Here is a 26,938-nt window from a genome sequence, read left to right on the forward strand (position 1 = left end):
ATCGCGCACATAAAGGTGTGTCTTCCGTGTAGCGGCCCTGTGATTCAAACCACGGGGCCGCTACACTTGGGATGAGTGAGCAAATTTGTCTCACGGTGTTTTGAATGCCTCGTAGTGGGAGAGTGGAATGACCAAACCGGCAGAAATGGCCGTGCGTGCGGGCGACAAAGTGTCGTCGGAATCGCGGACGTTGGAAGAGCTTCTCGACATCCAGAAGGCCGCGTTTCTGCGCGACGGAATCCCCGATGCGCGGACCCGCATCGACCGGATCAACCGTCTCGGGCAGATGCTGCTCGACCACTCGGACGAACTGACGGCCGCGCTGACCGCAGACTTCGGTACCCGGCCGGCTGACCTTTCCGTCGCCGCCGACATCGCTGGCTGCATGATCGACATCGCACACCAGCGCCGCAGCGCTGAAAAGTGGATGCAGGAAGTCACCGTCAATAAGCTGCAGGGCCTGGTGGGCTTCAAACAGCGGTTGCGTCGCGATCCGCTCGGCGTTGTCGGCATCATGGGTCCTTGGAACTTCCCGTTGCAGCTGACGATCGTGCCCGCGGCTTCGGCGTTCGCTGCGGGCAACCGCGTCCTCATCCGGCCGTCGTCGGTCACCGCGAAGACCACCGACGTGATCGCGCGCGTGGCCCCCGACTACTTCTCGATCGAAGAACTGGCCGTCATCACCAGCAAACACGGTGGCGGTTCGGACTTCGCGAAGCTCAAGGTCGACCACATGTTCTTCACCGGTTCGCCGGAAGTTGGCTCGTCCGTCGCACAAGAAGCGGCCAAGAACCTGGTGCCGGTCACCTTGGAATTGGGTGGAAAAAACCCCGTCGTCGTCGACAAGAGCTACGACATCGCCAAGGCCGCGACCAGCATCGCCGACTCGCGGATGGTGAACGGCGGCCAGGTGTGCCTGTGCCCCGACTACGTGTTTGTGCCCGAAGACAAGGTTGGCGAGTTCACCGACAAGGTGATGGCGCGCTGGACCAAGAACTTCCCGACCATCGTCGACAACGACGACTACACGTCGACCATCAACGAGAAGAACTACAACCGCATCGTTGATCTGATCGACGACGCCGTGAACCTCGGTGCCACCAAGCATCAGCTCAAGCCCGCGGGCGAAGAACTGCCGAATGCGGGGGCGCGCAAGATTCCGCCGACCATCCTCACCGGTGTTACCCCCGGGATGAAGATCGAGGACGACGAGGTATTTGGTCCGGTCCTGACCGTGTACCCGTACCGCGACCTGTCTGAGGCGATCGACAAGATCAACTCGGCCGGGCACCCGCTGACGCTTTACTGGTTCGGTGAGGACAACGACAACCTGAAGACGGTTGCCGATAACACCCGCAGTGGATCCATCTCGGGGAACGACTTTGGCTTGCATATGCTGTCGTCCAAGCTGCCGTTTGGCGGTGTCGGGCGTTCCGGCATGGGCAATTACCACGGCGAGTTCGGGTTCAACACGTTCAGTCACGCTCGCGCGGTTACTGTCTCGAAGCTGCCGATGTCGTTCGCGGAGAACATGGTGCCGCCGTTCGGCAAACGCGAAAAGCGTGCGACGAGCATTCAGATGAAGCTGTGGCGCTTCCTCAACGGTCGTGCGATGAAGAAGTCGGCCAAGAAGCGGTGATCTCGTAGGTCACTCGGTGCGCCTCATTCCCTCGGGATGGGGCGCACCGTTGTCTTTACGGATCAGGGGCTGTAACGAGGAGCGACGCACCTAACCAACCAAGCACTTGCTAGGGTAGGGGGTAGTCATACGAGGGAGGCACGGTGGCGTCGAAGACATCGGTAAGCGGGACCAGCCGTCGAGACGAACTGCTGGGGATCGCCGGCCAGTTGTTCGCTGATCGCGGCCTGCGCTCGACCACGGTACGCGATATTGCTGACGCGGCCGGAATCCTGTCGGGCAGCCTCTATCACCATTTCGATTCCAAGGAGTCGATGGTCGACGAGTTGCTTCGCGACTTCCTCGACAGCCTGTTTGCCAGCTACCGCGAAATCGTCGAAGCGAAAATGTCGGCGACGGACACCATTCGAGCACTCGTGGTCGCCTCATTCGAGGCCATCGATGCCCGCCATACCGCCGTCGCGATTTACCAGAATGAGGCACGACAACTCGCTGGTCAAGAACGCTTCGAGTACATCAGTGACCGCAACCTCGAGTTCCGCAACCTGTGGGAATCGGTGCTGCGCCGCGGCGTCGACGACGGCGACTTCCGCCCGGACCTCGATATCGACCTCGTCTACCGCTTCATGCGCGACACCGTCTGGGTTGCCGTCCGCTGGTACCGCCCCGGCGGCACCATGACTGTCGAGCAGATCGCGGATCAGTACCTGTCGATCGTGCTCGACGGGATCCTGCCGCGCTGATCGGTGTTCGTGAGCACTTACGGCTTCCGAGAAGCAGTCACCGTGAACTTGGTGTTCCGCGCGATCTGACGCGTCGGTCCGACGACCTTTTCCAACGTCGGCCGGTAACGCAGGTGCGAATTCCAGACGCACCAGAGTTCGCCACCTGATGCGAGGGCGCGGGCGGCGTCGGCGAAGAGATGGCGGGCGATGCCCGTCGAGACGGCGGCGTCGCTGTGGAACGGCGGGTTCAGCGCGATCAGTTCCTGCGAACCGTCGGCCACCGACTCCAGGCCGTCGGCCTGTTCCACGTGAATCCGATCGGCGACGCCGTTGGCGGCGGCGGTCGCGCGGGCAGACGCAGCCGCAGCAGCGGAGCGGTCGGTCGCCAAGACCGTAATGTTGTCGCGCGCTAACGCCAAGGATGCGGCAACGAGGCCGCTGCCGCACGCGAGGTCGACGGCGGTCGTAGCGTCGGGGCGGGCGGCGTCGAGGGTGGAGAGTAGGAAGCGGGTGCCGACGTCGACGCGGTTGCCTGCGAAAACTCCGCCGTGGGCGGCGAGGGTGACGCCGAGGTCGTCGTGGCGTTCCAGTTTCGGCCAGGTGCCGAGTTGCTCGACGGCAATGGCTGGGCGCGGGCCGCGAGCGAACAGGACGCGCGACTTTTGTCGTGCGTGTGAGATGTCGACGCGGTCGAAGAACTGGCCGAGGACGTCGTTCATCGCGACCGACATGTGCTTGATGCGACCGCCCGCCACCACGACCACTTCGGGGTCGGCGTTGGCGGCGATTAGGGCTGCGACCTCGGCAAGGCGTTCCAAGCTGCGGGGTAGGCGCAGCAACACCACGCGTGCGCCGGACACCGCACTCGCGTCGAAGGGCAGCTGGATGATCTCGACGTTGAAACGGTCGGCGTTGCGACTCGACGCGCGTTCGCCCGTCACCAGGTCCTGATGGCTGCGCACACTCGTGGCACCGCTGACCGCCGCGCCGATCGCGAGCGCGCCATAGGCGTCGTCGAACACCGTCACCGAGTCGGCGGTCGCATCGGCGAGGAATCCTGCGGCCTCGTCGAGAATCAGCCGGTCGGCGGCATCGGAGGCGGACAGATCGGGGCCGTCGGGGTCGGGGTCGCGCCGGAGCAGGGAGAAGTCCACGATCGGGAGGTTACCGGTGACGGGCCGCGATCGGCGCATCGTTGGTGCAGCGGTAGCGTCGAGCCCATGTCTTCTGGTGCGCAGGTGCAGCGTTCAATCCCCGTGCCGATGCTCCTGAGTCTGGCGCTATTGTCGGCGATCGCACCGCTGGCGACCGACATGTATCTCCCGGGCCTGCCGCGGGTCGTTGATGAACTCGACACGTCACCGTCTCTGGTGCAGTTGACTCTCACCACGTTCATGCTGGGGTTGGCCGCCGGGCAACTCGTCATGGGACCGCTCTCGGACGGATTGGGTCGACGACGCCCGCTGATCGTCGGCACCGTGCTTCTGACGCTCGCCGGACTGGGGTGCGCGTTAGCACCGTCGATCGGGGTGTTGATCACGCTCCGATTCCTTCAAGGGGTCACTGGAGGCATCGGCGTCGTGGTGGCGCGGGCGGTGATCGCCGACCGTACCGAGGGCGATCAGTCAGCGAAGCTGTTCAGCATCATGATGATCATTACCAGCGCGGCACCGGTGGTCGCGCCGTTGCTCGGCGGCGTGCTGGTGGGGCCGATCGGCTGGCGCGGAGTCTTTTACGTACTGACCGGATTAGCCTTGGTGATGCTGTTCGCGGTAGCGCGGTTTGTTCCCGAGAGCTTGCCCGTGGAGCGGAGGCACCCCGTGGAGCCGCGCGCCATCGCCAGCAATATCCGCGCGGTGCTGAGCAATCGGCTGTACCTCGGTTACACCCTGACCTTTGGTATCGGCTTCGGCGCGATGTTCGGTTACATCTCGGCCTCGCCCTTCGTCATCCAGGAACTGATGGGCTTCTCGCCCGCAGTGTTCTCCGTGCTCTTTGCGATCAATGCCCTCGGAATCGGGCTGGCCGGTACCGCGAACACCAGACTCGTCGGCAAGTTGCATCCGCAGCGGTTGTTGACGATTGGCGTCGGCGCGCTGGTGATGGTGGGTACGGGGATGCTGGCGGTCGCACTGTTTGCGCCGGATGTGCACTGGCTTCTGCTGGTCCTGGTGTTTTGTCTCACCGCGACTTTTGGGCTGACGGCAGGAAATGCGACGGCGCTGGCGCTGGGGCAGGTCCGCGATCGGGCAGGCACCGGATCTGCGGTTCTCGGTACCCTGCAATTCACCGTCGGGGCCATCGTCTCTCCGCTGGTAGGGATTGGTGGTTCCACCAGCGTGCTGCCGATGGCGATCGTCATCTTCACGTGCACGGTGTTGGCTGCGGGAGCGTTTTTGACGACGTTGCGGTAGGAAGTTCGTTGAGCGTGCCGAGGTGCCTTCGAGGAGGTTTCAAGCCGCCGGTACCGTAGCGGCCATGGCTCACGTGACGGCAATCTGCGTTGTGCACGCACTGCTCCCGGATTCGGGGAAGGTCGGGACAACGGCGATCGACAAACGGCCCGTCGCCGGAGCGGTCAAGGTTGGTGATTACGGCGTGTACGCCGACGTGCAGGCCGACCGCAAACACCACGGTGGGCTCGACAAAGCGCTGTACGCCTACGCGCAGGAAGATGCCGACTTCTGGGCGCACGAACTGAGCCGGGAGATTCCGGCAGGCTCCTTCGGCGAGAACCTGCGGACCGTCGGGATCGACGTGAACGCCGCGCGGATCGGGGAGCAGTGGCGCATCGGCGACACGGTGGTCGTCGAAGTGACGTCGCCGAGAGTGCCTTGCCAAACCTTCGCGCGCTGGATGGGCGAAGAGACCAATGGCTGGGTGAAACGCTTTGCGCAGTCCGGTCGCGTCGGCCCCTACCTGCGCGTTGTGAAGCGGGGAAGCATCGCGCCGGGGGACGAGATCACGGTTGTGCATGTGCCCGACGGTGCTCCCGCCGTCAACGGGTTGTAAATCTTTTGCGCGACGACCGATCAGTTTCGGGGTCGGCACCGGTCTATATCTATGACGGCATCGATCGGCGGTGCCGCAGACGATTGGAACCGACATGCACAAGACAATTTTCGTCAACCTTCCCGTCGCCGACCTGGACGCTTCGAAGAAGTTCTTCGGCGCGTTGGGCTACCGCTTCGATGAGCGCTTCTCTGACGAGAATGCCGCCGCGCTGGTCCTCGGTGAGACGATGGTCGCGATGCTGCTGAAGCGCGACTTCTATCAGAGCTTTGTGCCGGGCAGGCAGGTCATCGACGCCCACAAGGTCAGTGGCGCTATCCTCTGCCTCGACGTTGATAGTCGTGAGATCGTCGACGAACTCGTCGGCAAAGCCGTCGCAGCCGGTGCGACCTTCGGCGATACCGAAGACCACGGATTCATGTACGGAAGTTCGTTCTACGATCTCGACGGCCACGGCTGGGAGATGATGTGGATGGACCCGGCAGCAGCTGAAGCTGGGCCGGAAGCCTTCGCAGCACAGAACGAGAGCTAACCAGATCCATGAGCGGCGACCGCGAGTTCGACGAAGCGACTAGCGCCCTGCGCGCGGAGTTGCTGGTGCACTGCTATCACATGCTCGGTTCGGCGACCGATGCCGAAGACGTCGTTCAGGAGGTCTACCTCCGCGCATGGCAGGCGTATCACCGGTTCGAAAGGCGGTCATCGGTCCGGACCTGGATGTACAAGATCGCGACCAATACGTGCCTCACCGCGCTGGAGGGAAAAGCGCGCCGACCGCTACCAACGGGGTTGGGGACCGAGTCGTCCGATCCGCGGGAGCCGGTGATCGCGAACGACGAAATCCTGTGGCTCCAACCGCTTCCCGATGCGGCGCTGGGCGATCCGGCGGCGGCAGTCACCGCACGTGAGAGCGTCGGCCTGGCGATGGTCGCAGCCCTGCAAGACCTACCGGCGAGGCAGCGGGCCACGCTGATCTTGCGTGATGTGCTGGCGTTCTCGGCAGCCGAGACCGCCGACGTGCTCGACATGTCGGTGGCTGCCGCCAACAGCGCGCTGTCGCGGGCGCGCGCAACGGTCGGGGACTGTGCGCGCAGGGATGGTCGTCGTGCGGCGGAGTTGTCCGAGCACGAGAGGCAGGTGTGGGACGACTTCTGTACCGCCTTTGAGCGGCACGACATTCCCGGCGTCGTCGACGTCCTTGCCGCCGACGCCATCTGGGAGATGCCGCCGTTCCCCGGCTGGTACATCGGCGCGGAAGAGATTGGAGTGCTGACGCTTTCGCAATGCCCAGCCAAGGTGGCCGACGATCTCAAAATGGTGAAGACCACCTGCAACGGCCAGCCCGCGGCCGGCATGTATCTACGTGACGGCGACGTCTGGCGCCGATTCCAGTTAGACGTGCTGAGCATCGTCGAGGGGAAGGTCGTGCACGTGGGTGCGTTCTTTGAACCCGCGCTGTTTTCGTTGGCAGGTCTGCCGGAAGTGCTTTAGGCGTCGTCGTCGCCGACGGGGCCGCCTTCACTTTCCCAGTTCTCAATCATGCGCACATTGGTGCGGGTGAACTTGCGTCGAACCCCGATGCCACCAGCTTCGTCTTCGGGCACGAAGGACGCACCGTAGTGCACGAGGGCTTCGGTGACGGCCTGGATTTCCTTGGACGACAACGAATTTCCCCCCTTCTCGTAGCGGCGAAGAGCATCCTGATCGACGTCTGCGAACCGGGCGATCGTCCGCGCCGACACCTGCGTCAAATGCCTCGCCGCGCGAGCCAGGGCACCATCCATGTGAAACTCGATTGCGGTCATATTTCCCATTGTCCCCGGTTTGGTTGTGGGTTACCAGGGATGCCGGGAAGTGGATGGAGTTAACCACCGATCCACAAATGGAACAGGCCCGACCGGCGATTCGCCGGTCGGGCCTGGGTCTAGAGCTCCCTAGCGGGGGAGGGAGGCCAAGCGGCTGTGGGCCTGGGTCATGATCGACTGGATCAGCTCGTCACAGGACGGGAGATCGTTGATCATGCCGACCACCTGGCCGGACGCCAACACGCCAGCTTCGGTGTTGCCGTCGACCAGACCGGCCTTCAGCAGCATCGGGGTGTTGCCAGCCATGATGATCTGCTGCCACGAGCGGTCGCCGCTCTTCTTCATCGACGCGCCGTCGCGGAGCATGGAAGTCCACTTCATGCCGGTCATCTGCTTGAACTCGTTGGCATTGCGTGCGGCGGCAAACAGAGCCTTGGCGCGCGAGCCAGTTTCGAGAGCTTCAACCAACTGAGTGCGGAGCACGCGGTGAGGCATGCCGTCGACCTTGAGTGAAACCACCGTGTCGTTGAGGGTGCGCTTCAGGTACTCCTGCTTGACGCTCTCCGGCACAGCCGAATCGGACGTCAGCAAGAAACGCGTACCCATCGCAACACCATCGGCACCGTAGGCGAGCGCGGCTACCAAGCCACGACCGTCGAAGAAACCGCCGGCCGCAATCACGGGGATCGACGTCGGACCGTCGTTGCCACCGAGGGCATCGACGACGGACGGCAGCAGCAGCGTGGTCGCGACGGGGCCGGTGTGGCCACCGCCTTCGCCACCCTGCACGATCACCGCGTCGGCACCCCACGAAGCCACCTTGACGGCGTGCTTGGCGGCACCGATCGACGGCACAACGACGAGTCCGTTGTCCTTGAGCTTGGCGATCAGTTCCTTCTTCGGCGCCAACGCGAACGAAGCAACCTTGACGCCCTCGCGGATCATCAGGTCGACGCGCTCGTTAGCGTCAGTGGCGTCGGCACGCAGGTTGACGCCGAACGGCTTGTTGGTCAGCGACTTGGTCTTCTTAATCGCAAACTCAAGCTCGTCGTACGTCATAGTGGCCGAGGCCAGAATGCCGAGGCCGCCCGCATTGGCGGTGGCGGCCGTCAACGACGGTCCCGACACCCAGCCCATGCCGGTCTGCACGATCGGATACTGCACGCCGACCATCTCGGTGAACCGAGTCGAAATCGGTGCAGCCTTCGCAGCGTCTGTCACGAGCGGACCTCGCGATCACGCAGGTTCTTCGGGTCGAGGACCTCGCGGATGATCTGCAACTGCTCAGCCGTGGGCTCAGCGGTGACCGGTGCCTTGTCGAGATCGGCAACAGCGAAGCCGGTGTTCTCGGCAACCTGCTCGGCGGTGACGCCGGGATGCAACGACAGTGCGCGCATCGTGTGGCCGGGGCCGCTGAAATCGAAGACGCCCAGGTTGGTGACCACGCGGTGGATGTTGAGGTCGTCGTACGCCGGGTTGTTTTCGTCGATCTTGTCGTAGCCGACACCGGAAACGATGTCGACGGTCTCCGGGAACACGCGAGCGGTGTGGTTACCAACCCAGTAGCTGGTGGCGTGGTTGATGGTGTTGCCTGGGGCGCCGCGAACACCAAACATCTGGCGCTTGGGGTGCTGCAGCGGACCGAATGCCGAGAGGTTCTGGTTGCCGAACCGGTCAATCTGGTTGGCGCCCATCACGACGTGGCGACGGCCCGAGGCGACGACGTCGAACACCTTGCGGAACGGCATCCAACCCTCGATGGGGCTCGACTGTCCCACAGCGGGGGTGTCGGCGAGGATCAGTGCTTCACCGTCGGTGATCAGCAGATCGGGCTCGGTGGTGAGGCGTGCCAGACGGGCACCGATCAGCGGGTTGGTCGCCATCGGCGACGCCATGATCTCGCCAGCCCCGGTGAAAACGTCGGCGCATGCGACGACGCAGTATTCGGCGCGGGTGATTTCGGTGCTCACTTGCTGCTCTCCTTCTGTGCCTGCTGCTCGGCCTGCCACTTGGCGACCTCGCTCTGGTAGGTGGCTTCGTCAACGTCGAGGAAACGGGTCTTGAATGCCGACCAGGTTTCTTCGGTGCCAGCGGACTCGGCATAGAACTTCAAGAAGGCATTGTCGCGGCCGTAACCGCCGGCGAACGTGAAGTGTGCGCCGTTGGGGGCGTGCACCACGCGGTCGACGTTCATGCGGTTAACGATGAGGCGTTCGCGGGCCACCGAACCGACGAGCTCTTCAGTGGAAACAACCTCGTCGGCCGACACGTAACGACGCTCAGCGGCGGCGAGGTACAGGTCGTCGAAGTACGGGTCGACGCCGGTGTAGGCGGCGTTGCCGTGAATGTCGGCGATATCCAGGTGCACGAATGCCGCGTCGAGCTTCAGGGCGGGCATCGCGATCAGCGTCTGGGTACGACCGTCAGCGTCCGCGTAAGGCGACTCGATGGTCTTGAGCTCGCCTTCCCAGAACTCGGGAACAGCGGAACCGAGACCGGCGCGGATCGGCAGGAACGGGAGGCGAGCAGCGGCGGCTTCGAGGCCGCACTTGATCATGCCCTCATCCATCTCGCGGGCTTCCAGGGTGCCTTCGGTGCGGACCTTGGCGAACCACGGGTCGTAGAAGGGGGCGGCGTCGAGCGAAACGAAACCGTAGTAGGCGCGCTTCACCTTGCCCGCGGCGCACAGCAAGCCGAGGTCGGCGCCGCCGTAGGTCACCACGGTCAAGTCCTTGACATCCGAACGTGCAATCGCACGGACCAGGGCCATCGGCTTGCGGCGCGAGCCCCAGCCGCCGAGGCCGATCGTCATGCCGTCTTCGAGCTCGGCGACAACGTCGTCGAAGCTCGACGTCTTGTCAGTCTTGGAGGACATCAGTTCCCTTTCAAGGTCTTGCCGGTCTCGACGAACGCATCACGATGTTCGTCGGCGACGCCGGCCAGATTCAATTCATAGGTGTAACGCTGCTCAAGCAGGTAGCTGGTCTTGACATCGACGGGGTCGATGCCGTTGATCGCGGCCTTGGCGGCGCGGATCACGCGGGTGTCCTTCTGGTCGATCATGCGAGCGACTTCGAGGGCGGCCTCAAGGAGTTCTTCGCGCGGGACGGCCTTGTAGCAAGAGCCGAAGTGCACAAGCTGCTGGGCGGTCACGTTCTGCGCCGTGTAGTACAGGGTGCGCATCATGTGCTGCGGAACCAGACGCGCCAGGTGAGTGGCGGCACCCAGAGCGCCGCGGTCCACCTCGGGGAGACCGAAGACGGCGTCGTCGGAGGCGATGATCACGTCAGCGTTGCCGACGAGGCCGATGCCGCCGCCGACACAGAAGCCGTTAACGGCGACGATGACGGGGACCTGGCAGTCGTACACGGCGGAGAAGGCTGCGGCGCAACCCTTGTTGGCGTCGACCAGAGCGCCGAAGCCCTCGGTGTTCTGCATTTCCTTGATGTCGACGCCGGCGTTGAAGCCGCGGCCTTCGGCGCGAAGGATCACGACGGACGTTTCCGGGTCGGCGCCGGCGGCCAAGATAGCCTCGCCGAGCTCGAACCATGCGGCGCTGGGCAGGGCGTTGACCGGCGGAAAGTCGACAGTCACGGTCACAATGCCGGATTCGACGCGGGCGGTGGTGATCGGCACACCGACTCCTTTGCTGGGGGGCTGGGTGGTACTCAATGACTACCCAAGCAAATGCTTGGTTGTTTGTTACAGTAGCACCATGACCAATGGAGTGCACAGCCCGGCGAATCTGGGACTTGCAGGGAAAACGATCCTCGTCACCGGGGGTGTCCGCGGTGTCGGCGCAGGCATTGCGCAGGTACTTGCTGATCTCGGTGCCAACCCCGTGGTGTGCGCGCGCCGCCCGGGCGACGACGGCCGTGAGTTTTACCCGTGCGACGTCCGTGACAGTGACGCCGTCGCCGAAATGATCGCCGCGATCGTCGCCAAACACGGCACCCTCGACGGTGTCGTCAACAATGCGGGCGGTTCGCCGTTCGCGCTCGCCGCGGATGCATCGGACAACTATTCGCGCAAGATCATCGAACTGAACTTGATTGCCCCGCTGATCGTGGCGCGCGCTGCCCACCAGGTGATGGTGAATCAGCCCGACGGCGGTTCCATCGTGAACGTCTCGAGCGTGAGCGGGCACCGTCCGTCGCCCGGCACCGCCGCCTACGGTGCTGCCAAAGCCGGCATGGACAACCTGACCGAGTCCCTCGCCGTCGAATGGGCGCCTGCCGTTCGGGTGAACTCGGTGATCTGCGGACCGGTGCACACCGAGCAGTCGCACCTGCATTACGGCGACGACGATGGCATTGCCGCCGTCGGTGCCACCATCCCGATGGGTCGCCTCGCGCTCCCCGAAGACATCGGCAACGCCGTCGCCTTCTTCCTGTCGCCGATGGCGTCGTTCATCACTGGCTCCACCGTCACCGTTCACGGCGGCGGCGAAAAGCCAGCCTTCCTGTCGGCCGCCAACGCGGACAACAAGGCCTAACCCCACCCCGCTTAGAACCCACCCCAGAACCAAGTAGAGAGCGAAAACCTGTGAGCACAAAGCTGAATGAAGGTCGCGTCGTCATCATCACCGGCGCCGGACAGGGCATCGGTCGCGCCCACGCGCACGCCTTCGCCGCCGACGGCGCCAAGGTGGTCGTGAACGACTACGCCGCAGACTCGGCCGCCACCGTCGTTGAAGAGATCCGTGCAGCCGGTGGCGAAGCCGTCGTCGCCGCCGGTGACGTTGCCGACTGGGAGACCGGTGCTGCCATCGTGCAGACCGCCATCGACACCTTCGGTCGCCTCGACATCCTGGTCAACAACGCTGGCTTCCTCCGCGACCGCATGCTGCTCTCGCTCGGCGAAGAAGAGTGGGACTCGGTGGTTCGCGTGCACCTCAAGGGCCACTTCGTGATGTTGCGTCACGCCGGTGCCTACTGGCGTGCACAGTCGAAGGCCGGCGAGCAGGTGGCCGCCCGCATCATCAACACCTCGTCGGGCGCGGGCATCTTCGGCTCGGTGGGCCAGGGCAACTACGCCGCCGCCAAGGCCGCCATTGCTGAGCTCACCATCCAGGCCGCCGCTGAACTCGGTGGCTACGGCATCACCGTCAACGGCATTGCCCCCGCAGCCCGCACCCAGATGACGATGGGCGCAGGCGACGAAATGGCAGGCCAGATGGCCGCCCCCACCGACGGCTCGTTCGACGCCATGGACCCGGCCAACATCTCGCCGCTCGTCGTGTGGCTCGGTTCACCGGAGTCTGCGGCCGTCACCGGACGCCTCTTCGAGGTTGAGGGCGGCATCGTGACCGTGCTCGACGGCTGGCAGCGCGCCGCTTCGCGCGACAACGGTGCGCGCTGGGAGGTTGCCGATCTGACTCCCGTCATCGCCGAGCTTATCGACGCATCGCCGAAGCAGGTGAAGGCATATGGCGCTCGCTGATGCCGAGCGCATCGCGGCCGCTCGCGCCTATGTGGATGCGCTTGTCAGCCATGATGCGTCGGCAGTGAAGCTGACGCCCGGTTGCACCCGCATCGAGTTGGGTGTGAAGACCGGGCGCAACGGCGACCACATTCGCCGCAGCCTTAACAACGGCCCGCAGTTCAAACTGATCTACCAGATCAGTGACTTCACGGCCAACGTTGTCGACGGCACCGTCAACACCACCTACTACGTGCACGTTCATCCCAAGATTCTCGGGTTGGCGGCACGCGTGGTGGAATCGTTCGACGTTGACGAGTCGGGAGCGATCTCGGCGATCACCGCCAAATTCTCCGTCCCCACCCGCAAGGTTTAAGGAACAACCGTGACCGAATCTGCTGTTCTCTACGAGGTGCGCGAGGGCGTCGGCATCATCACCTTTAACCGACCCGAAGCGATGAACGCGGTGAACGCCGACCTCGCCATCGGCGCGGGCAATGCCTTGGCGGAAGCCTCGGCCGACCCTGCAGTGCGGGTTGTGGTGCTGACCGGAAACGGTCGGGCATTCTGTGCCGGAGCCGACCTCAAGGCCGTCGCGCGTGGCGAGGGCATCGCCGACAACGACCATCCCGAGCGTGGCTTCGCGGGAATCGTCCAGCATTGGATCGACAAGCCGGTCATCGCCGCCGTGAATGGATTCGCGATGGGTGGCGGCACCGAGATTATGTTGGCTGCTGACCTGGTAGTCGCCGCCGATTCGGCAGTCTTTGGCCTGCCGGAAGTGAAGCGCGGCCTCATCGCCGGTGCAGGCGGCGTCCTGCGCATGCAGCGACAGCTGCCGCTGAAGCGGGCCCTGGAACTGGTCCTGACCGGCGACGGTATCGAGGCGGCGACCGCCCTCGACTGGGGGCTGGTGAACCGTGTGGTTCCCGCCGAAGAAGTGTTGGCGACCGCGCTCGAGTTGGCTGCGAAAATTGCCGCCAATGCGCCGCTGTCGGTGCAGTACTCCAAGCAGACCGTCTACCGGACCCAGCAGGGACGTTCGGACTGGAACCCCGCGTGGGGTGCCGAGGATCCGTGGGCCGTCAATACCGATCTCGGGATGAAGGTGTTCACATCGAAGGATGCCCGCGAAGGTCCCCGGGCCTTCGCTGAGAAGCGTCAGCCGAACTGGCAAGGCGAGTAGTACCTGCATAGAAGTTCCCGCACAGGACCGATGAGGCTCAGAAAGGTCTCATCAACGCTGTGCGGGAACTTTTATGCGCGGAGCAGCGGCTAATGCTGGACGGGGCAGCCAGCGTGGGCGAAGGTACCCATGGATTCGATTTCGAACCCGTCGGGGTACGACTTGATCCGGGCCATGTTGTGGACATAGCGCGGCTTGCGGCGGCTCGGGAGTAGTCCGGCGATCTTTCCGCGCACCTTCAGTCCCACCCGGGATGCGCCGCGCACCAGTGCCGGCGGCCGCTTATAGCCGAAGGCATCGAGCAGGGAATCGTCCATCACGGACAGGCTGAAGAGGTCGATCGCCGGACCGAGTGGCCTCGGGTAAAAGGTCTTAAACAGCTTCAGCGTGGCATCGCCGGTGCGGCGGACGCCGGGGGTTCCGCCGGAGACGTAGTGCTCCTTCTCGTACTCGTCCATGAGTCGCGCGAACTCGTCGTATGTCTCGGGCATGTCCTTGATCGCCATGTGGCGGCCAAGTTGGCGGTAATACCGGACGCTGGCGCGTACCTCCTCGGCAGTGAGTGGGCGCGATGCATAGTCGTGGATCCAGCGGACCGGCACCACCACAAACGTTGCTAGAACGTACAGCATGTCCGCGTTCGAGATGTCGTACATCTTGTGCATCTGATTGATCCGGCGCATGGCGGCTGTGCCGTCGGTGCTGTCGAAGCCCTTCAGGAGTGGCACCTCCAAAAGGATGGCGGTGTCGTCGTACCGCTTCTGGGGGACGTCCTTGAACTGGGCGGTCTCGTCGAGCAGGTTGCCGACGGTCGGCACCGCGTAGGTGCGGAACAGGGCGAAGCTCAGCGCCTGATTGATATCCCACGGAAATTCGTAGGTGGCGAGCCTGCGGTAAATCTCGTGAAAGTCAGTCTCCGGATCCAAACCGGCAGTCGTGCTCTTGCTTGACATAGATCGCTCCTTGGATGTCGATTACGTCACTGTAAGTGGACTTATAGTTTTCTGCAAGAGGTTGTTCGCGCAGATGTGAATACAGTTGGACGAATGGTGAGAAAGGCGTCGGTGCCGTCGGAGCAAGCGCGCAGACGATTTTTGGATGCGGGGTTGGCGGTACTGGCAGGAAGTGGACATGCGGGCCTCAAGCTGGCCCAGGTGTGCGACGCGGCCAGCGCAACAACGGGCAGCTTCTACCACGCTTTCGGTAGCTGGGCGGAGTACAAGACGGCACTCATCGCCCACTGGCGCAGCGAGCAAAGCAGCCGACTGATCGAGGACGCGCTTGCGGTTCCTGATCTTCGCGAACGGATGGATTACCTCATCGACATCGGCTTGGGGCTCGATCGCGCCTGCGAGGCAGCCATCCGCGTCTGGTCCCAGCATGATCCCGAAGTCCTTGCGCACTTGACCGAGGTTGACCGCGAGCGGACGGACGTCATAGCCGACACCACGGCGCAGGTCTTGGGCGACGTGGCAACGGCACGACAGTTTGCTCAGGTCTCGATGTATTTGCTCGTGGGGTATCAGATGGGAACGGTCGAATCCCTTGATGCGCTGCGCTTCGGATTTAACTCGCTCCTGGCGTATTCGCTGGGAGAGTGAGGCACACGCAAAACGAGCCCGGTCGCGATGACCGGGCTCGTTTTGTATTGACTTGGATTTAGGAGCTGGGGGCGCGCACCACCATCGGGACGCCGGGGAACAGTGCTGCCATCTCCGACCGTGACTTGCGCAGGGCCGCAGTACCGTAGCCGTGCTTGCGGGCAGAGGGGCGGATCCAGATGCGGACGTCGACCTCGCCGCCGTGAAGCTCGCCGAACACAATGCCGATCTTGCGGTCGTCTTCGACGGCGACGAGCCAAACTGCGTCCTCCGCGTCGACGCGGTCGACAGCCTGGGCGATCTCGTCGTCGAGTGCGCCCGCGGGAGCACCCGATCCGTCTCCTGCCACGCCCTGTTCGGAGGTGCGCTCAGCAAAAATGTCGGCGTCCTCGTCAGCGGAGAACGGGCGGAGGCTGAGGGTGTCGCCAGAGCTGGCGGGGCGTTCGGCGAGGGTGAACCTGATGGCTTCGTTGAGGTTGTCGAGTTCGGCCTGGTTCTTGCGGCGCTCGTCCGTGGTGAGTTGGTAGAACGACATGTTCAACACGGCTTCGGCGCCGAGCTTTGACTTGCCGAGCAGGGCCGCGATCTTGGTGGCTGCGGTGTCGCGATTCTCGGCCTCGACGATGATGTCGAGTACTTCGTGGCGACGTTCCATCGCACTCAGCAGTGCGTCGGTAATGTCGCGTCGGCTTGCTGTCTGGTCCACATCGGTCATAGTTCGATAGTAGCCACACCGGAGTGTTTCGCACCCGGGTCTACCGCTGGCCGGAACGAATTTAACGCAGTGTTTGCAGGTGTGGACCTTGGGCTCTAGCGCTTGCGGCGCAACAGGATTGGGCAAGTGCTTTCGCAAATCTAGAACACGTTCTAGTATTCGGAATATGGAATCTGGTTTCGATATCGACGATCTATTGCACAATCCCGTCCACCTGGGCGACCTCATGGTGGCCGCGCTGCACCGGAACCACGACAAACCCGTGCTCCGCCTGGGGGATACGGAACTGACGGGCAAGCAGATGGCCGAACAGATCAGTTGCTTCACCCAGGCCATCGAGGCCGCAGGCGCCGGAACTGGCAAGGCGGTTGGACTGCTGGCGCTGAACCGTCCGGAAGTGCTCTACGTGATCGGTGCAGGCCAGACGCAGGGCTGGCGTCGTACCGCTTTGCATCCGCTGGGGTCGCTCGACGACCACGCATACGTCCTGTCCGACGCCGGTGTCTCGACGTTGATCATCGACCCGAATCCCAAGTTCGTCGAACGCGCCGTCGCCTTGCTGGAGCAGGTCGAGAGCCTGACCCAGGTGCTTACCCTCGGCCCGGTGCCCGCCGAACTCGCCGAGGTTGGGGTGGACATCATCGCCGCTGCCGCCAAGTACGAGCCGCAAGAACTGACCGCGGCGATTCTCGACCCCGAGCACGTCGTCTCCATTACCTACACCGGCGGAACCACCGGCAAGCCCAAGGGTGTGATCGGTACGGCACGAGCCATGGCGACGATGACGCAAATCCAGCTCGCCGAATGGGAATGGCCGGAGCGTCCCAAGTTTCTGATGTGCACGCCGCTCTCGCACGCCGGCGCGGCCTTCTTTGTGCCGAGCCTGGTAAAGGGCGGCACCATGGTGGTCCTGAGTAGCTTCAACCCCGCAGAGGTGTTGGAGACCATCGAGCGCGAACGCATCACCGCCACCATGCTTGTGCCGTCGATGATCTACGCGCTGATGGACCACCCGGATTCGCACACCCGCGACCTGTCATCGCTGGAGACCGTCTACTACGGGGCGTCGCCGATCAACCCGGTGCGTCTCGGCGAGGCGATCGATCGCTTCGGTCCGATCTTCGCCCAGTACTACGGCCAGTCCGAAGCGCCGATGGTCATCAGCTACCTCCGCAAAGACGAGCACGACAAGGAACGATTGGGTAGCTGCGGTCGCCCGTCGGTGTTCCTGCGGACCGCGCTGCTCGACGCCGAAGGCAACCGGGTCAAGCGTGGTGAGCCCGGCGAGATTTGCGTGTCTGGGCCGCTGTTGGCGGGCGGCTACCTCGGACTCCCGCAGCAAACCGCCGAGACATTCGTCGACGGCTGGTTGCACACCGGCGACGTCGCTCGCGAAGACGAGGATGGCTTCTGGTTCATCGTTGACCGCACCAAAGACATGATCGTCTCCGGTGGCTTCAATGTTTTCCCGCGCGAAGTGGAAGACGTGATTGCCGAGCATCCGGCGGTCGCGCAGGTGGGTGTCGTGGGTGCTCCCGATGAGAAGTGGGGTGAAGCCGTGACCGCGGTGGTCGTGCTGCGGGCTGACGCCGATGGCGGCGACGAGGCCAAGGCGAAGATCGTGGCCGAACTGCAGGCATCGGTGAAGGATCGCAAGGGCGCAGTTCAGTCACCGAAGACGGTGGTCTTCGCGGACTCGCTTCCGCTGACCGGACTTGGCAAGCCCGATAAGAAGGCCTTGCGAGCGCAGTTCTGGAAGGAATCGGAGCGAGCGGTGGGCTGATGGCCGTGGAAGACGAAGAACCGGAGCCCGGAACCGACCGACCGGAGCTGACCGTAGTCGCGGACATGAGCTTGTGCGACGGTTATGGCGAATGCGTGAAAGCCGCACCCGCCGTGTTTGCGCTCGACGACGATGGGTACGTCCTCATCAAGGACCCGAATGTTTCCGAAGAAGAGGAAGCTCGGGTGATACGGGCGGTCTCGCGGTGCCCCAAGGGTGTGCTGACCTTGCTCGCAGATGGCAAACCGGTCGACATTCCATAGCTCGAAAAAATTAGTGCCGCCGATCGTGACCCAAGATGAGTCACGATCGGCGGCACTAATTTTGGCTGACGCGTGGTTACTTCGGTGAGCAGATGACGACCGGAATCTTCCGGTCGGTCCAGGCGGCGTAGGTGTTGAAATCTGCGTACAGATCCACCAGTTGCGGCCACAACCGATCCCGTTCGGCGTCGTTGGCGATGCGCGCGGTGTAACGGCGATCGTCGCCGCCGACTTGAATGCGGACCGACGGGTCGTCGCGCACGTTGTAATACCAAGCGGGGTTGCTCGGCAGGCCACCCTGCGACGCCACGACGACGATGTCGTCGCCATCGCGAAGGAACAGCAGCGGTACGGTCCGCTCCTGTCCCGACTTGCGTCCGATGCTCGTCAACAGGCAGACGGGCGTGGGATTCCGCAGTGCGGAACCCACGCGCCAGGTGCCGCCGAACTTGCCGCGAGTCAGTTTGTACAGCCGCGTGTTAAGCCGCGACCCGACTTTGATGAACTTCGCGACAATCGGCGAATCTAGCTGTGCCGGGCGCGCATTGGCGTCCAACTTAGATGCGCTCGATGATGGTGGCGGTCGAGAGCGCGCCACCGGCGCACATGGTGACCAGCGCTGTCTGCTGGTCGCTGCGCTCAAGTTCGTGGAGAGCAGTCGTGAGCAGGCGCGAACCGGTGCTACCGACGGGGTGACCAAGCGCGATAGCGCCACCGTTGACGTTGACCTTGTCCATATCGGCGTTGTGAACCTGTGCCCAACTGAGGACGACCGAAGCAAATGCTTCGTTGATTTCGACGATGTCGATGTCGTTCATCGTCATGCCGGAACGCGACAGGACACGCTCCGTTGCCTGCACCGGGCCGTCGAGGTGGTAGTACGGCTCTGCACCGACGAGGGCCTGGCTGACGAAGCGGGCGCGCGGCTTGAGGCCGAGGGCCTTGGCCTTGTCGGAATCCATGATCAGGATGGCGGCGGCACCGTCGGAGATCTGCGACGAGTTGCCTGCGGTGTGGATGCCGCCCTCGATGACGGGCTTGAGGTTGGCAAGCGATTCCAGCGTGGTCTCGCGGAGGCCTTGGTCGCGGTTGACCTCGAGGATGTTCCCGGTGAGCTCGCCTTCCTTGGTGCGCTCCGGGGCCTTCACGGTGAGAACCTCGCGGTCGTAGCGGCCTTCGTCCCAGGCGCGCTTCGCGTTGGCCTGCGAACGGACGCCGAGGGCGTCGACCTCAGCGCGCGTGATGCCGCGGCGCTTGGCGATACGTTCTGCGGCCTCGAACTGGTTCGGCATATCGATCGACCAGGATTCGGGGCGTCGCGGGCCTGCTTCTGTGCCAACGTTGGCGCCGAGTGGCACATGCGACATGCATTCGACGCCGCACGCGATGCCGACATCGATGGTTCCGGTGGCGATCAGGCCGGCGATCATGTGATTGGCCTGCTGCGCCGATCCGCACTGGCAGTCGATGGTGGTCGCACCGGTCTGCCAGGGGAGCCCGGCGTGCAGCCAAGCGGTGCGCGTGACGTTGTTGCCTTGCTCGCCGACCTGCATTACGCAGCCGCCAACAACCTGCTCAACGAGTTCGGGGTCGATCCCGGCGCGTTCGATCACGCCACTTTGTGCGGCGCCCAGGATCTCGGCTGCGTGGAGGCCCGAGAGCCACCCGTTGCGCTTGCCGATGGGGGTGCGAACGGCCTCGACGATCACCGGTACGCCCATGATTTCTCCTTCATTAATAAAATGGTCTCTAGCTCGAAACTAGAACAAGTTCTTGTTCATGTCTATCCTGTGTGGCAGAGTGTGACCTACCGCAAATTGTAACGGGTTCTCGTTTGGGTCGGGAGCCTGCACATGGCATAAAGAAACGAGGTGATGGCGTGACTGAAACGCCGACAGACAGCGCTGCTGGCACGTGTCCGTTCATGCATCAGGAAGGTTGGGACTTCACTGATCCCGACTTGCTGGTTCAGGGCATTCCGGTCAAGGAGTTTGCAGAGCTCCGTAAGACCGCTCCCGTCTGGTGGAATGCGCAGCTCCCCGGCAAGGGTGGCGGCTTCAACGACGGTGGTTACTGGGCCGTCACGAAGCACGAGCACATCCGCGAGATCTCGAAGAACGCTGATGACTGGTCGGCCCACGACAACGGTGTGATCATCCGTTTCGAAGACGATATGTCTCCCGAGCAGCTTGAGGTCACCAAGACCCTGCTGATCAACCATGACCCGCCAGAGCACACCCGTCTGCGCAAGGTCATTTCGCGTGCGTTCACCCCGAAGGCTGTCCACGCGATTGAGGACAAGCTCGACGAGGCTGCCCGCGAGATCGTGAAGAAGGCCGCGGATGAAGGCTCCGGTGACTTTGTTCATCAGGTTGCCGTCGACCTGCCGCTGCTGGCGATCGCTGACCTCCTCGGTGTCCCCGAGGAAGACCGGATGAAGTTGTTCGACTGGTCGAACTCGATGATGAACGCCGACGACCCGGAGTTCACCACCGATCCGTTGACCGCCAACATGGAGATCCTCGGCTACGGCTACAACATGGCTGAGCAGCGTCGTGCGTGCCCGGCCGACGACATCGTCACGCAGCTGATCGAGGCCGACATCGACGGTCACGGGCTGACCGAGGCGGAGTTCGGCTTCTTCTTCATCCTGCTGACGGTAGCGGGCAACGAGACGACTCGTAATGCCATTACCCACGGAATGAACGCCTTCCTGGAACATCCCGGTCAGTGGGAACTGTTCAAGAAGGAGCGTCCGGCCACGGCGATCGACGAGATCGTTCGTTGGGCTACTCCGGTCAACGTCTTCCAGCGGACCGCCAAGCGCGACACGATGGTCGGCGGCGTCGAGATCAAGAAGGGCCAGCGAGTCGGTATGTTCTACGGCTCGGCGAACTTCGACGAGGATGTCTTCGAAGATCCCTTCACGTTCAACATCATGCGCGACCCGAACCCGCACGTCGGTTTCGGCGGTAACGGCACGCACTTCTGCATCGGTGCCAACCTGGCCCGCATGGAGATCAGCCTGATGTTTAACGCCTTGGCGGACCTCGTTCCGGATATCAGCAAGGTGGAGCAGCCTCGCCGCTTGCGCCACGGTTGGATCAACGGCATCAAGGAACTCCAGGTCAACTACGGAACCAAGTAGGTTTCGGTGGCTGACAACGCACCCGCTTACTTGAATATCGATCGTGAGAATCACCCGGCAGTGCTTGCTGGGCGACGCTCGCGGGACGCCGTCGAAGCCCGCGACAAGCAGGCTTGGCTGGAGAATTTCTCCGCCACCGGATCCGTCGAGGATCCGGTGGGTCCGTCGATGTTTGACGAAGAAGGCAAGGGGCACCGGGGGCTCGACGAGCTCTCGGCGTTCTGGGACAAGACAATTGCCACGACCGAGAAGATCGAGTTTGTGTTCGATCGGGAAGTCATCTGCGGCAACGAAGTGGCTTACATCGGCAAGATTGTCTCGTACATCGGCGGTCACCTGACCGACGCCGAGGGTGTATTCACCTACAAGGCGGACGAGAACGGGGATCTGCAGGCGCTGCGCGCGTTCTGGGAGGTCGGGGCGACCATGAAGTCGCTGCGCCCCCAATAGGTTTAGGCCCAACAGGGTTAGGCCCAAGAACCGCAACAATAAAGTCCCGGCAACCATCGGTTGCCGGGACTTTATTGTTGGGTGGCTAAGCGTCGACCTGGGTCGAAGTCTTGTTGGTCGAGGTCTTGTTTGTCGCGGCCTTGATGAGGTGGGTGTCGGCGGCGAAGGGGCCGTGGGCGGCGAATCCGACGGCGATGAGGCCGGCGATCAGGGCGAGGGGCAGCTCGTATCCGCCGTCAGCGGTCCAGAAGCCCGCGTCGATGTGGGCGATGAAGATGGCGCCGATCATGTCGAGGATCAGAATGACGGCGACAACGGGAATCGCGAGTCCGACGATCAGCATTGCGCCGCCGACTAGTTCGGCAATCGCCGCCACCCAGGCGGAGAAGGTCGGCAGCGGTGCGCCCATGGCATCGAAGTTCGCGGCGACATTGTCCATGCCGTACACGAAGAACTTCTGGCAGCCGTGCGCGAAGAAGATGATGCCGAGGATGATGCGGGCAATGGTGGTGGCCAGATTCTGACCGCTCTTGAGCGCGTTCATAGCGGGGCTCCTTGAGAATTGGTTAACGTGTTGACCAAAATTGAAACATCTGCGCTCCCGTAGTGCAAGGGTTGTCGTCGCCGTCACTGTCTCGATAACGCGAGACGGCCCGCCCCGGAAGAATCCGGGACGGGCCGTCGTCGTTGTTGTTGGTATTACGGCTTGTCGGCGCCGAGAACCCACATGGAGAAGTACTGTGAGCCGCCGCCGTAGGCGTGGCCGAACGCCTTGTGGACGTCGGGGACCTGATGGTCGCCGCCCTTGCCCATCACCTGGATGGCCGCCTCGGCGCAACGAATCATGCCGGACGCGCCGATCGGGTTCGACGACAGCACGCCGCCCGAAGCGTTGACCGGCAGCTTGCCGCCGATTTCGGTCTCGCCAGCCTGCGTCAGCTTCCAGCCCTCGTACTGCGGCATGAAGCCCAGATTCTCCAGCCACATCGGCTCGAACCAGGAAAACGGGACGTAGATCTCCGCAGCATCAATTTCCTCGAGAGGATTGGTGATGCCAGCGTCCTTCCACAGGGCGGCCGATGCATCGCGGCCAGCCTGCGGGCTCACGACATTGCGGTGCGAGTACGACAGCGGCTCGGTCCGCATCGCGGTGGCCAAGACCCACGCGACCTTGCGGCCGTCGGCGATGGCGTCGTCGGCGGTCTTCTCGTCACCGAGAATCACCGCGCAGGCACCGTCGGACGACGGGCAGGTCTCGTCAAAACGGATCGGGTCCCACAGCATCTGCGAGGCCATCACCGATTCCACGGTGATGTCGGGCTGATGCAGGTGTGCCAGGGGGTTCTTGGCACCGTTGCGGCGATCCTTCGCGGCGACGATCGCACCGATGTTGTCGGGGGCACCCGAATTGTTGATGTACGACCGCACGTGCGGGGCAAAGAAGCCGCCCGCGCCAGCCCCGACGGGCATGGTGAACGGAACCGGAATCGACAGCGCCCACATGGCATTCGACTCCGACTGCTTCTCCCACGACACTGCCAGCACGCGGCGGTGCACGCCACTGCTGACCATCGACGCGCCCACGACGGCCGTCGACGCACCCACCGAACCGGCGGTGTGCACACGGATCAGCGGCTTGCCCACTGCGCCGATCGAGGCGGCCATCGACAGTTCCGGCATCATCGAACCCTCGAACAAGTCGGGGGCCTTGCCGATGGCGATGGCGTCGATGTCGTCCATCGTCAAATGAGCGTCGGCGAGTGCGCGGTCGATCGCTTCGCGGACCATGCCAGCCATGGTCACGTCGGTCCGCTTCGCGACGTACTTGGTCTGTCCCGTGCCGATGACGGCAACGCGATTGCGGCCCATCAGTTTTCTCCTCCTGAAAGTGCGACGACCATGTTCTGCTGCAGCAGCGGGCCACTGGTCGCGTGGGCGACGGCGGTTTCCGCGTTGCCGGTCAAGATCTCGTATGCGGCGTAGCCGATGCGCTGCAGACCTGCGGTGAACAGGCTGTTTCCGGTGAGTGCGCCGCCCGACGGGTTGATCCGCGTGCGGTCGCTGACACCAAGCTCGCGCTTAATGATCAGCTCTTGGTGGGTGTATGGCGCGTGAATCTCGGCGACGTCGACGTCGCGCGAGCGGTCGCCGAAGGCGGTGTTGGCCGACATGGCGGTCGACGGTGAACGGGTCAGGTCGCGGGCACCAAAGTTTGGTGTCTCGATCCGGTGATCCCAGCCGGTGATCCAAGCGGGGGTCGCGACCAGTTCGCGGGCACGTTCCTCGGAAGCCAGAATCACGGCAGCGCCAGCATCGGAGTAGGGCGCAATGTCATGAGCGCGCAACGGGTTCGACACGTAGTCGGTAGCGAGCAATTCATCGACCGAAGCGCCGGTGGTGCGGGCGGCAACGGCCGCCATGTCGGCTTCGGTCCACGCACCCGACTCGAGTCCCGCACGCGCCTGGATACCTGCGAGCGAACGGGCGTCCGGCCACAGGGGAGCGACCGTGTAGGTATCGGTCTGCATTGCCAGGGTGCGGTCAGAGTCGCCAGCCGAGGCCTTACCGAAGCCGTACGCCAGCGCGACGTCGACCTCGCCGGTGGCGATCTTGATCCAGGCTTCGTAAAGGGCCCAGGCGCCGTCCATTTCGACGTGCGACTCGTTGATCGGCGGAACCGCGCCGATGGCGTCGATTGCGGAAATGAAAGAGAACGCTCGACCGGCCAGGTAGTCCGACGATCCGCTGCACCAGAAGTCGATGTCGGTGCGGCTGATTCCCAGATCGGAATACAGCTTGTTGAAGCAGGGAACCAGCATTTCCACACCGTTGGTGGTGCCGGTTGTTTCCGGAACGTTGGCGCTGTGCGCGAAGCCCACGACTGCAATGCGTGGGAGATTTGAATTTGTCATCTCGGTACTTAAGGTCCTTCCGCGAGCGTCAGAGGTGGTTCCGGTACGACTCAAAGTCGGCGTCCGGCTCGCCGCTCGGGGCGAAGTGGCTGATGTTGCGCATGGTGTAGTCCCATTCGTCTTCGGGACGCCACACGGCCTTCACCCGCATGCCCATGCGGACGTCCTCGGCGGGCGTGTCCAGGATGAGGTGCAGGAACGGGATGTCGGAGCCGTCGAGGAGAACATAGGCGGCGACGTAGGGCGGCTTGATCTGCTGACCCAGGAACGGGACGTTGACGATGCAGAAAGTGGTGACGATGCCGGTTTCGGCGAGCTGGACGCGCTCGATGGTGGGGCTTCCGTCGGACGGGCTCACATAACGCGGCGGGAAGTAGACTTCGCCGGTCTGGACGCGGCCGCCGAGGAGTTTGCCTTCCTTGAGGCCCTCGAGGTACCAGCTCTCCGACTCGGTGGCCGAGTGCATGATCGAGTTCGTGATCGGCGTCGTGATGATGACGTCGCCGTTGGCGTCGACGGTCATGTCGCCGGTCGCGGCGGGGGCGTCTGACGGGGCGTCGCCCAGGCTGAAGTGCGAAATATCGGTGATCGCGCCGGTGCGAACGGCATTCCACACGGCATGGACGCGGGCGCCGACCTTGATGTCGTCGGCGCTGGCCACGTCGACAGCGTGCAGAAGTGACGTGTCGGCTCCGTCGAGCTTGATGAGTGCGAAGGCGAATGGACGGTCGAAGACCTGGCCTTCCACTGGGCTTGGCTGCCAGGACCAGCTTTCGATGGTGCCAACCGGGGCGACCTCGACGAGGTCGGTCGTTAGTGTGCCGGTGGTTGGGTCGAACTCGTCGGGAGGGGTGGTCACCCGTCCGTCGGCGCTGCGGCTGCCGAGGATGCGGCCATCGCGAAGGGCGAGGGCGAACTGCGATAGGACGGGTCCGAGCGAGCGCGTGTAGGCGAAGGTGTTTTTCAACTCCGCGGACAGAATTCGTGACTTCGGCTCAGGTACCTGCACCTCTGGATGGGTGGGGATTGCACTATTGGACACTTTCGAAGTAGAACACGTTCTAGTCTTGGTTCGCAAGGCTATGCACGGTACGGCGCAGCGGTGCGAACTGTCGGTTCTGACTCGGTCGTTCGATGTCACTTCAGATGACATCGAACGACCGAGTTTTTGCCCTGCCAGCTGCGACGCACTAGAACACGTTCTAGTATTGGCCTGCAAGGTAAAGACGGAAGGGCAGTGGCGTGAAATTTGGTTTGCAGCTGGGGTACTGGGGAGCGCAGCCTCCGTCCGACGTTCCCGACCTGTTGGTCGCGGCGGAAGAGTCGGGATTCGACTCAGCATTCACGGCTGAATCCTGGGGCTCGGACACCTACACGCCGCTTGCCTGGTGGGGTTCGGCAACCAAGACCCTGCGGCTGGGTACCGCCGTCTCTCAGCTGTCGGCCCGCGCGCCGACAACCCTCGCGATGGCTGCGCTGACTTTGGATCACCTCTCCGGCGGACGGCACATCATTGGGCTCGGCGTGTCCGGCCCGCAAGTCGTCGAAGGTTGGTACGGGCAGTCGTTTGGGAAGCCGCTCGCTCGCACCCGCGAGTACGTCTCGATCGTGCGCGACGTACTCGCCCGCGAAGGTGCGGTGGCCAGCGACGGTCCGCACTATCCGCTGCCGCGGCGCGAAGGGGCCGGCGTCACCGGTTTGGGGAAGTCACTCAAGCCGATTACGCACCCGCTACGGGCCGATATCCCGATTTGGCTCGGTGCCGAAGGTCCCAAGAACGTGGCCCAAACCGCAGAGATCGCGGACGGCTGGCTCGCGATCTTCTACACGCCCCGACTGTCGGGCATGTACGACGAGTGGCTCGACGAAGGCTTCGCCCGCGAGGGTGCTCGTCGTTCGCGCGAAGACTTCGAGATCTCGGCCACCGTGCAGTGCGTCATTACCGACGATGTCGCGGAGGCGATCGATCGCTACCGCCCGTCGACTGCCCTCTATGTTGGCGGCATGGGCGCGGAGGAGAAGAACTTCCACGCTGACCTGTACCGCCGGATGGGATACGGCGAACAAGTCGACGACATCGGTCGCCTGTTCCGCGCGGGCCGCAAGGCCGAAGCCGTCGCTGCCGTTCCCGACGAAATGGTCCGTGAAACGATGCTCGTTGGTACCGCCGACGAAGTCCGCGACCAGGTCAAGGTGTGGGAAGCGGCAGGAGTGACGACTCTTATGGTGACGGCGAAAGACGTCGAAACGGTTCGTGCGCTGGGGTCGCTCGCGTAAG

The 26,938-nt window shown here is 63.5% G+C and carries 30 protein-coding genes; 16 read left to right on the forward strand and 14 right to left on the reverse strand.

Annotated elements, in window-relative coordinates; genetic code table 11:
• Nucleotides 1-127 precede the first annotated feature (127 nt).
• Together AC1L34_RS16445 and AC1L34_RS16450 are read left to right on the forward strand one after the other, a co-directional pair.
• Nucleotides 128-1,639: an aldehyde dehydrogenase family protein gene (locus tag AC1L34_RS16445; RefSeq protein WP_424322365.1), complete on the forward strand. Its 1,512-nt coding sequence runs from the start codon at nucleotides 128-130 to the stop codon at nucleotides 1,637-1,639.
• 143 nt (nucleotides 1,640-1,782) lie between these two features.
• Nucleotides 1,783-2,382 carry a TetR/AcrR family transcriptional regulator gene (locus AC1L34_RS16450; protein WP_424294141.1) on the forward strand — a complete coding sequence of 200 codons (600 nt, stop codon included), beginning with the start codon at nucleotides 1,783-1,785 and terminating at the stop codon, nucleotides 2,380-2,382.
• Nucleotides 2,383-2,399: 17 nt separating this feature from the next.
• On the opposite strand, the gene AC1L34_RS16455 is transcribed toward AC1L34_RS16450, so the two are convergent.
• Nucleotides 2,400-3,518: a class I SAM-dependent methyltransferase gene (locus tag AC1L34_RS16455; protein WP_424322364.1), complete on the reverse strand. Its 1,119-nt coding sequence runs from the start codon at nucleotides 3,516-3,518 to the stop codon at nucleotides 2,400-2,402.
• A gap of 66 nt (nucleotides 3,519-3,584) precedes the next feature.
• Here AC1L34_RS16455 and AC1L34_RS16460 point away from each other — a divergent pair, with 66 nt between their 5' ends.
• The 4 genes from AC1L34_RS16460 (at nucleotide 3,585) to AC1L34_RS16475 (ending at nucleotide 6,867) form a co-directional block, all read left to right on the forward strand.
• Nucleotides 3,585-4,778 carry a multidrug effflux MFS transporter gene (locus AC1L34_RS16460; protein ID WP_480034940.1) on the forward strand — a complete coding sequence of 398 codons (1,194 nt, stop codon included), beginning with the start codon at nucleotides 3,585-3,587 and terminating at the stop codon, nucleotides 4,776-4,778.
• A 64-nt stretch (nucleotides 4,779-4,842) separates the two neighbouring features.
• The gene (locus AC1L34_RS16465; protein ID WP_424322362.1) at nucleotides 4,843-5,376 is read left to right on the forward strand and encodes an MOSC domain-containing protein; all 534 of its coding nucleotides are present in this window, start codon (nucleotides 4,843-4,845) and stop codon (nucleotides 5,374-5,376) included.
• A 94-nt stretch (nucleotides 5,377-5,470) separates the two neighbouring features.
• On the forward strand, nucleotides 5,471-5,908 hold the full coding sequence (locus AC1L34_RS16470; protein WP_424322361.1) for a VOC family protein: 438 nt from the start codon (nucleotides 5,471-5,473) through the stop codon (nucleotides 5,906-5,908).
• Between the two features lie 8 nt (nucleotides 5,909-5,916).
• Nucleotides 5,917-6,867 (forward strand): sigma-70 family RNA polymerase sigma factor, encoded by a 951-nt coding sequence (locus tag AC1L34_RS16475; RefSeq protein WP_480034941.1) that lies wholly within the window; start codon nucleotides 5,917-5,919, stop codon nucleotides 6,865-6,867.
• Here AC1L34_RS16475 and AC1L34_RS16480 read toward each other — a convergent pair.
• The 5 genes from AC1L34_RS16480 to AC1L34_RS16500 all read right to left on the reverse strand — a co-directional run bounded on the left by AC1L34_RS16480 (nucleotide 6,864) and on the right by AC1L34_RS16500 (nucleotide 10,817).
• On the reverse strand, nucleotides 6,864-7,181 hold the full coding sequence (locus AC1L34_RS16480; protein ID WP_424294210.1) for a helix-turn-helix domain-containing protein: 318 nt from the start codon (nucleotides 7,179-7,181) through the stop codon (nucleotides 6,864-6,866). The genes AC1L34_RS16475 and AC1L34_RS16480 overlap by 4 nt on opposite strands.
• Nucleotides 7,182-7,310: 129 nt before the next feature.
• Nucleotides 7,311-8,354 carry an NAD(P)H-dependent flavin oxidoreductase gene (locus AC1L34_RS16485; RefSeq protein WP_480035340.1) on the reverse strand — a complete coding sequence of 348 codons (1,044 nt, stop codon included), beginning with the start codon at nucleotides 8,352-8,354 and terminating at the stop codon, nucleotides 7,311-7,313.
• A gap of 44 nt (nucleotides 8,355-8,398) precedes the next feature.
• Entirely contained in the window at nucleotides 8,399-9,151 is a 753-nt protein-coding gene (locus AC1L34_RS16490; protein ID WP_480034942.1) for a CoA-transferase subunit beta, read from the reverse strand.
• Nucleotides 9,148-10,056, reverse strand: a complete 909-nt coding sequence (locus tag AC1L34_RS16495; protein WP_424295397.1) for a CoA transferase subunit A — start codon at nucleotides 10,054-10,056, stop codon at nucleotides 9,148-9,150. The genes AC1L34_RS16490 and AC1L34_RS16495 overlap by 4 nt, the downstream gene beginning before the upstream one ends.
• Nucleotides 10,056-10,817, reverse strand: coding sequence for an enoyl-CoA hydratase family protein (locus AC1L34_RS16500; protein WP_424295395.1), 762 nt, complete (start codon nucleotides 10,815-10,817; stop codon nucleotides 10,056-10,058). The genes AC1L34_RS16495 and AC1L34_RS16500 overlap by 1 nt, the downstream gene beginning before the upstream one ends.
• Nucleotides 10,818-10,896: 79 nt before the next feature.
• Here AC1L34_RS16500 and AC1L34_RS16505 point away from each other — a divergent pair, with 79 nt between their 5' ends.
• From AC1L34_RS16505 to AC1L34_RS16520, 4 genes are read left to right on the forward strand one after another with little or no spacing between them, the layout of a single operon-like run.
• Entirely contained in the window at nucleotides 10,897-11,676 is a 780-nt protein-coding gene (locus AC1L34_RS16505; protein WP_424295393.1) for an SDR family oxidoreductase, read from the forward strand.
• A 50-nt stretch (nucleotides 11,677-11,726) separates the two neighbouring features.
• Entirely contained in the window at nucleotides 11,727-12,623 is an 897-nt protein-coding gene (locus AC1L34_RS16510; protein ID WP_424324091.1) for an SDR family oxidoreductase, read from the forward strand.
• Nucleotides 12,610-12,978 carry a DUF8021 domain-containing protein gene (locus AC1L34_RS16515; protein ID WP_480034943.1) on the forward strand — a complete coding sequence of 123 codons (369 nt, stop codon included), beginning with the start codon at nucleotides 12,610-12,612 and terminating at the stop codon, nucleotides 12,976-12,978. The genes AC1L34_RS16510 and AC1L34_RS16515 overlap by 14 nt, the downstream gene beginning before the upstream one ends.
• 9 nt (nucleotides 12,979-12,987) lie before the next feature.
• The gene (locus AC1L34_RS16520) at nucleotides 12,988-13,788 is read left to right on the forward strand and encodes a crotonase/enoyl-CoA hydratase family protein (protein ID WP_480034944.1); all 801 of its coding nucleotides are present in this window, start codon (nucleotides 12,988-12,990) and stop codon (nucleotides 13,786-13,788) included.
• 89 nt (nucleotides 13,789-13,877) lie between these two features.
• On the opposite strand, the gene AC1L34_RS16525 is transcribed toward AC1L34_RS16520, so the two are convergent.
• Nucleotides 13,878-14,741 (reverse strand): oxygenase MpaB family protein, encoded by an 864-nt coding sequence (locus tag AC1L34_RS16525; RefSeq protein WP_424322355.1) that lies wholly within the window; start codon nucleotides 14,739-14,741, stop codon nucleotides 13,878-13,880.
• Nucleotides 14,742-14,834: 93 nt separating this feature from the next.
• Between AC1L34_RS16525 and AC1L34_RS16530 the strand changes: the two genes are divergently transcribed.
• Complete coding sequence (locus AC1L34_RS16530) at nucleotides 14,835-15,389, forward strand: TetR/AcrR family transcriptional regulator (protein WP_424294209.1); 555 nt, start codon at nucleotides 14,835-14,837, stop codon at nucleotides 15,387-15,389.
• 58 nt (nucleotides 15,390-15,447) lie between these two features.
• On the opposite strand, the gene AC1L34_RS16535 is transcribed toward AC1L34_RS16530, so the two are convergent.
• A complete protein-coding gene (locus AC1L34_RS16535; RefSeq protein ID WP_424324082.1) occupies nucleotides 15,448-16,104 on the reverse strand; it encodes a GNAT family N-acetyltransferase in 657 nt (218 codons plus the stop codon).
• A 166-nt stretch (nucleotides 16,105-16,270) separates the two neighbouring features.
• Between AC1L34_RS16535 and fadD8 the strand changes: the two genes are divergently transcribed.
• Both fadD8 and AC1L34_RS16545 read left to right on the forward strand, forming a co-directional pair.
• Nucleotides 16,271-17,887 carry a fatty-acid--CoA ligase FadD8 gene (gene fadD8, locus AC1L34_RS16540; protein ID WP_424295070.1) on the forward strand — a complete coding sequence of 539 codons (1,617 nt, stop codon included), beginning with the start codon at nucleotides 16,271-16,273 and terminating at the stop codon, nucleotides 17,885-17,887.
• Nucleotides 17,887-18,150: a ferredoxin gene (locus AC1L34_RS16545; protein WP_424322353.1), complete on the forward strand. Its 264-nt coding sequence runs from the start codon at nucleotides 17,887-17,889 to the stop codon at nucleotides 18,148-18,150. The genes fadD8 and AC1L34_RS16545 overlap by 1 nt, the downstream gene beginning before the upstream one ends.
• A 76-nt stretch (nucleotides 18,151-18,226) precedes the next feature.
• On the opposite strand, the gene AC1L34_RS16550 is transcribed toward AC1L34_RS16545, so the two are convergent.
• Both AC1L34_RS16550 and AC1L34_RS16555 read right to left on the reverse strand, forming a co-directional pair.
• On the reverse strand, nucleotides 18,227-18,706 hold the full coding sequence (locus AC1L34_RS16550; RefSeq protein WP_424322371.1) for a nitroreductase family deazaflavin-dependent oxidoreductase: 480 nt from the start codon (nucleotides 18,704-18,706) through the stop codon (nucleotides 18,227-18,229).
• A 1-nt stretch (nucleotide 18,707) separates the two neighbouring features.
• Entirely contained in the window at nucleotides 18,708-19,871 is a 1,164-nt protein-coding gene (locus tag AC1L34_RS16555; RefSeq protein ID WP_424297076.1) for a steroid 3-ketoacyl-CoA thiolase, read from the reverse strand.
• A gap of 203 nt (nucleotides 19,872-20,074) precedes the next feature.
• Here AC1L34_RS16555 and AC1L34_RS16560 point away from each other — a divergent pair, with 203 nt between their 5' ends.
• Together AC1L34_RS16560 and AC1L34_RS16565 are read left to right on the forward strand one after the other, a co-directional pair.
• On the forward strand, nucleotides 20,075-21,298 hold the full coding sequence (locus tag AC1L34_RS16560) for a cytochrome P450 (protein ID WP_480035341.1): 1,224 nt from the start codon (nucleotides 20,075-20,077) through the stop codon (nucleotides 21,296-21,298).
• Between the two features lie 6 nt (nucleotides 21,299-21,304).
• Nucleotides 21,305-21,748 carry a nuclear transport factor 2 family protein gene (locus AC1L34_RS16565; RefSeq protein WP_424297074.1) on the forward strand — a complete coding sequence of 148 codons (444 nt, stop codon included), beginning with the start codon at nucleotides 21,305-21,307 and terminating at the stop codon, nucleotides 21,746-21,748.
• 85 nt (nucleotides 21,749-21,833) lie between these two features.
• Here AC1L34_RS16565 and AC1L34_RS16570 read toward each other — a convergent pair whose 3' ends face one another.
• From AC1L34_RS16570 to AC1L34_RS16585, 4 genes are all read right to left on the reverse strand, one after another.
• A complete protein-coding gene (locus tag AC1L34_RS16570) occupies nucleotides 21,834-22,292 on the reverse strand; it encodes a DoxX family protein (protein ID WP_424322351.1) in 459 nt (152 codons plus the stop codon).
• A 155-nt stretch (nucleotides 22,293-22,447) separates the two neighbouring features.
• On the reverse strand, nucleotides 22,448-23,617 hold the full coding sequence (locus AC1L34_RS16575) for a thiolase domain-containing protein (RefSeq protein WP_480034945.1): 1,170 nt from the start codon (nucleotides 23,615-23,617) through the stop codon (nucleotides 22,448-22,450).
• Nucleotides 23,617-24,660 (reverse strand): thiolase domain-containing protein, encoded by a 1,044-nt coding sequence (locus AC1L34_RS16580; RefSeq protein WP_424295702.1) that lies wholly within the window; start codon nucleotides 24,658-24,660, stop codon nucleotides 23,617-23,619. The genes AC1L34_RS16575 and AC1L34_RS16580 overlap by 1 nt, the downstream gene beginning before the upstream one ends.
• 28 nt (nucleotides 24,661-24,688) lie before the next feature.
• Nucleotides 24,689-25,702 carry a Zn-ribbon domain-containing OB-fold protein gene (locus tag AC1L34_RS16585; protein WP_424295700.1) on the reverse strand — a complete coding sequence of 338 codons (1,014 nt, stop codon included), beginning with the start codon at nucleotides 25,700-25,702 and terminating at the stop codon, nucleotides 24,689-24,691.
• Nucleotides 25,703-25,902: 200 nt separating this feature from the next.
• Between AC1L34_RS16585 and AC1L34_RS16590 the strand changes: the two genes are divergently transcribed.
• A complete protein-coding gene (locus AC1L34_RS16590) occupies nucleotides 25,903-26,937 on the forward strand; it encodes an LLM class F420-dependent oxidoreductase (protein WP_424293121.1) in 1,035 nt (344 codons plus the stop codon).
• Nucleotide 26,938 lies beyond the last annotated feature (1 nt).

Source organism: Gordonia sp. 34D, assembly GCF_056682775.1.